4 protein-coding genes and 1 pseudogene are annotated in these 4,337 nt (G+C 69.3%); all 5 read right to left on the reverse strand.

What is annotated here, in order from left to right:
• Positions 1-149 (reverse strand): annotated as a pseudogene (locus JMF90_RS40260) (GTP-binding protein); the annotation flags it as partial.
• Between the two features lie 95 nt (positions 150-244).
• Positions 245-1,459, reverse strand: a complete 1,215-nt coding sequence (locus JMF90_RS26285; RefSeq protein ID WP_011546461.1) for a class I SAM-dependent rRNA methyltransferase — start codon at positions 1,457-1,459, stop codon at positions 245-247.
• Between the two features lie 76 nt (positions 1,460-1,535).
• Positions 1,536-2,456 carry a tyrosine recombinase XerC gene (xerC, locus tag JMF90_RS26290; protein WP_011546460.1) on the reverse strand — a complete coding sequence of 307 codons (921 nt, stop codon included), beginning with the start codon at positions 2,454-2,456 and terminating at the stop codon, positions 1,536-1,538.
• Between the two features lie 13 nt (positions 2,457-2,469).
• Positions 2,470-3,195, reverse strand: coding sequence for a DUF484 family protein (locus JMF90_RS26295; protein WP_011546459.1), 726 nt, complete (start codon positions 3,193-3,195; stop codon positions 2,470-2,472).
• Positions 3,196-3,232: 37 nt separating this feature from the next.
• Positions 3,233-4,102 (reverse strand): diaminopimelate epimerase, encoded by an 870-nt coding sequence (dapF, locus tag JMF90_RS26300; RefSeq protein WP_041489264.1) that lies wholly within the window; start codon positions 4,100-4,102, stop codon positions 3,233-3,235.
• Between the last annotated feature and the right edge of the window lie 235 nt (positions 4,103-4,337).

The following is a 4,337-nucleotide window of genomic DNA, read 5'->3' on the forward strand; positions in this document are numbered from 1 at the left end:
GTCGTCTTGCCGCTGCCGAGGAAGCCGGTAAGGATGGTGACGGGAGTGGCCATGTCGGTCGCCTGTGGTTCGTGAATCGGGGTCAAAACCAGGATGTGCGTCGCGCCCTCGCGCTGCGAGCCGGGGCGCACAACCATCCATTGAAACATACCTGTCAAGCCCCCGCCCGTCGTCCGAACGACAGGCGGGGGCGCTGCGCCGCCAACGGAGGGCGGGCGCGGTTGTCCGCGCTAGATCGGGGCGATCAGACGATTTGCAACAGCAGGCCCTTCAGATATTCGCCTTCCGGGAACGCGGCGAGCAGCGGATGATCGACGCCCGCGCCGAGCCGCTTCAGGATGCGTGCGTCGACCTTCGCGTCGGCCGCGGCGCCCGCGACGATCTTCTGGAACAGGTCCATGTCGATCGCGCCCGAGCACGAGTACGTGAACAGCAGGCCGCCCGGACGCAGCAGCCTGAAACCGCTCAGGTTGATGTCCTTGTACGCGCGCGCCGCGCGATCGACGCTGTCGCGGGTCGGCGCGAACTTCGGCGGATCGAGCACGATCAGGTCGAAACGCTCGCCTTCGTCGACGAGGCGGCGCAGCGTCTTGAACGCATCGGCGTCGAGCCAGGTCGCGCGTGCCGCGTCGAAGCCGTTGGCCACGACGTTCTGCTGCGCGAGCGCGAGCGCGTCGCCCGACGAATCGATCGACACGACGCGTTTCGCGCCGCCCTTGAGCGCCGCGAGCGAGAAGCCGCCCGTGTAGCAGAAGCAGTTCAGCACGTCGCGGTCGGCCGCGTACTGCGCGACGAGCGCGCGGTTGTCGCGCTGGTCGACGTAGAAGCCCGTCTTGTGGCCGTTCGGCACGTCGACGTGATAGCGCACGCCGTTTTCGTTCGCGATCAGCGTCGCGGGCGGCGCGTCGCCGGCCAGCACGCCGGTCGTCTGTTCGAGCCCTTCCTTGTCGCGGATCGACACGTCCGAGCGCTCGTACACGTTCGGGCAGCCGGTCGCGCCGGTGAGCGCCGCGACGATCGCGTCCTTCCACGCTTCGACGCCCGCGGCCATGAACTGGCAGACCAACTGGCCGCGCGGCGCCGCGCCGGCTTCGGCGGTATCTGCAACGTAGTAGTCGACGATCAGCCCCGGCAGCCCGTCGGCTTCGCCGAACACGAGCCGCACCGCACCCGTGCCCGACACCATCGTCGTGCGGTGCGCGACCGCGCGCTGCACGCGGCGCTTGAAGAACGCGTGATCGATCGGCTCGTGCTCGTCGAAGCTCCATACCCGCACGCGGATCTGCGACTGCGGGCTGTACGCGCCGCGCGCGAGGAAGCGGCCGTCGTGCGCGCGCACGAGCACGGTCGCGCCGGGCGCGGGCTTGCCGTCGACGCGGTCGATCGCATTGGCGTAGATCCACGGATGGCGGCGCAGCAGCGATTTTTCCTTGGACGGCTTGAGGGTGACGGTTTGCATGATGAGATCGAAATGGGCCGCGCGCGACGCCGGCCGGTGCCGGCCGCCGCGCGTGGCGGATAACACGGGACGCGCGTCAGTCGCGCTTCTTCGCGCGCGGATGCGCGCTGTCGTAAATCTTCGCGAGATGCTGGAAGTCGAGCGACGTATAGATCTGCGTCGCGGCGACGCTCGCGTGGCCGAGCAGTTCCTGCACCGCGCGCAGGTCGCCGCTCGACTGCAGCACGTGCGTCGCGAACGAGTGGCGCAACACGTGCGGGTGGACGTTGGCGGGGATGCCGGCGGCGAGCGCCGCACGCTTCACGCGCTCGCGCACGACGCCCGGCGACATCCGGTTGCCGCGCACCGACACGAACAGCGGATGCGGATCGTGCTTCACGAATTCGTCGCGCACCGCGAGCCACGCGTTCAGCGCGTCGATCGCCTTGCTGCCGACCGGCACTTTGCGCTCCTTGTTGCCCTTGCCGCGCACGGTGACTTCGGCTTCGGCGAGATCGAGCCAGCCAGCCGAGCGGTAGCCGTCGGCTTGCGTGTACCGGACGTCGAGCCCGACCAGTTCGGCGAGGCGCAGCCCCGACGAATAGAACAGCTCGAGGATCGCGTGGTCGCGGATGCTTTCGGTCGTGCCGGCGAGCGGCGCGTCCATGAGTGCGACCGCATCGTCGACCGACAGCGCCTTGGGCAGCGATTTCTCGCGTTTGGGCGCGCGTACCCCGGCGACGGGATTCGCGGGCATCTCGACGCGTTGCGCGAACCAGCGATAGAACGCACGCCATGCGGAAAGGCGGTGCGAGATCGAGCGCGCGGACAGTCCGGCCGCGTGCCCGCGCACGACCGCGCCGCGCATGTCGGCGGCGGTCAATGCTTCGAGCGGCCGGCCGGCCGCGAGCTTCTTCAGTTCGTCGAGTTCGTGCGTGTACGCGCGCAGCGTGTGTTCCGACAGCTGCCTGACGTGCTTCAGGTTCGACAGGTAGGCGGCGATCGGATCGTCAGTCATCGCGTGCGGCGGATCAGTGCGGCAGCAGGCGCGTGAGCGCGGCGCTCGCGAGCGTCGCGATCTGCGCGAGGAAGTCGGTGGCCATCCCGTCGTGGAAGCGGCGCGGATCGGGCGAACCGAGGACCAGCAGGCCGAACGCGGGTGCATCGCTGCCGGCGAGCGGCGCGCGCAGCGCGAGCAGCGCGACCGACGCGGCCGAGCCGTCGCCGGCCGGCGCGGCTTCGGCGCCTTCCGCTGCGTTCGCGGCCGGGGCGGCGAGCGCGGGCGCGAGCCACTGGGCGGCTTCGAAGCCGGTGTTCGCGCCGCAGTACGGCGTGGACAGGCCGTTCGTGAACAGGCGCACTTCCTCGCCGACCTGGCGCGCGAAGTCGGCTTGCGCGTAGGTGTCGGCGACGTCCCACACGCGCAGCGCCGTCTGCGGCACGTCGAACACGTCGGCGATGCCGTCGGCGATCGTGCGCGGCAGCGCGTACGGATCGCGTTCCGCGATCACGCGCGCGGTCCAGCGGCTGAACTTCGCGGACAGGCTGTCGTTCTCGTGGCCGTAGCGCACGAGCTCGGCGAGCCGGCGCTCGAGATGCTTGTTCTTGTCGCGCAGCATCTCCATCTGCCGCTCCTGCAGCGAGATCGCGGCCTTGCCGTGCGGATTCGCGAGACGGATCGTCGCGAGCAGCTCGGCGTGCTGCGCGAAGAATTCGGGGTTGGCGAGCAGGTAGTCGGCGACTTCGCGATCGTTCATGTGGCGGGAGCGTTCAGTTATCAGGGACGTTGCAGGGTCAGGCGTTCAGGTCGATCTCACCTTCGAACACGGTCGTGGCGGGGCCGGCCATCATCAGCGCGGCGGCTTCGTCGCGCGCGCCGTCCCAGCCGATCGTCAGCGTGCCGCCGTGCGTGTGCACGGTCACGGGCGAATCGAGCAGGCCGCGCCGGATGCCGGCCGCGACCGCCGCGCACGCGCCGGTGCCGCACGCGAGCGTCTCGCCCGCGCCGCGTTCGTACACGCGCAGCTTCACTTCGTGGCGCGACACGATCTGCATGAAGCCGGCGTTCACGCGCTGCGGGAAGCGCGCATGGCGCTCGATCAGCGGGCCTTCTTCCAGCACCGGATACGCTTCGACGTCGTCGACGACCTGCACCGCGTGCGGATTGCCCATCGACACCGTCGAAATCCAGCGCGTCGCGCCGCCCACGTCGAGCGGCCACAGCGTGTCGTTGCCTTCCTTGCGGCTGTCGAGCCCCGCTGCGTCGAACGGCACCTGCGCCGGCGCGAACACGGGCGCGCCCATGTCGACGACGACTTCGCCGTTCTCCTGCAACGTCAGCGTGATCAGGCCCTTCATGACCTGCACGCGCACGCTGCGCTGGTCGGTCAGGCCGCGGTCGCTGACGAACTTCACGAAACAACGCGCGCCGTTGCCGCAGTGTTCGACCTCGCCGCCGTCGCAATTGAAGATCCGGTACTTGAAATCCGCGCCGTCGACGGTCGGTTTCTCGACCAGCAGCAACTGGTCGGCGCCGATGCCGAAATGGCGGTTGGCGAGTGCGCGCACCTGCGCTTCGGTGAGCGGCGGCAGCGCGCGCGAATAGCCGTCGAGCACGACGAAGTCGTTGCCCGCGCCGTGCATCTTGGTGAACGAGAGTTTCACTGGGTCCGGAATTCCATGGCGAACAAGGCGGTCGGCACGACACGGGCGGCCGGCGGCCATGCCGGGGCAGCGTTGTTCGTCGTGCTGATCTCAACCGCAAATGATACATGCAGCCGAGAGGGGCGTCCTGCGCGGGGACGGTGCTTCAGGTTGCTCCTGCGGGCCGGGCAGGCGGCATCTGTCGATTGGTCGACTGGTCGGGTACGTGGCGAGCGGACAAATTGGCAGGGTGTGG

This window comes from Burkholderia sp. E168m23 (assembly GCF_016586125.1).
Classification (GTDB): Bacteria; Pseudomonadota; Gammaproteobacteria; order Burkholderiales; family Burkholderiaceae; genus Burkholderia; species Burkholderia orbicola.

What these genes read in the sequence shown, in the direction of transcription:
- JMF90_RS26285 (WP_011546461.1), bottom strand. Translation starts at nt 1,459, where the DNA reads ATGCAAACCGTCACCCTCAAGCCGTCCAAGGAAAAATCGCTGCTGCGC.
- JMF90_RS26295 (WP_011546459.1), bottom strand. Translation starts at nt 3,195, where the DNA reads ATGAACGATCGCGAAGTCGCCGACTACCTGCTCGCCAACCCCGAATTC.
- xerC (WP_011546460.1), bottom strand. Translation starts at nt 2,456, where the DNA reads ATGACTGACGATCCGATCGCCGCCTACCTGTCGAACCTGAAGCACGTC.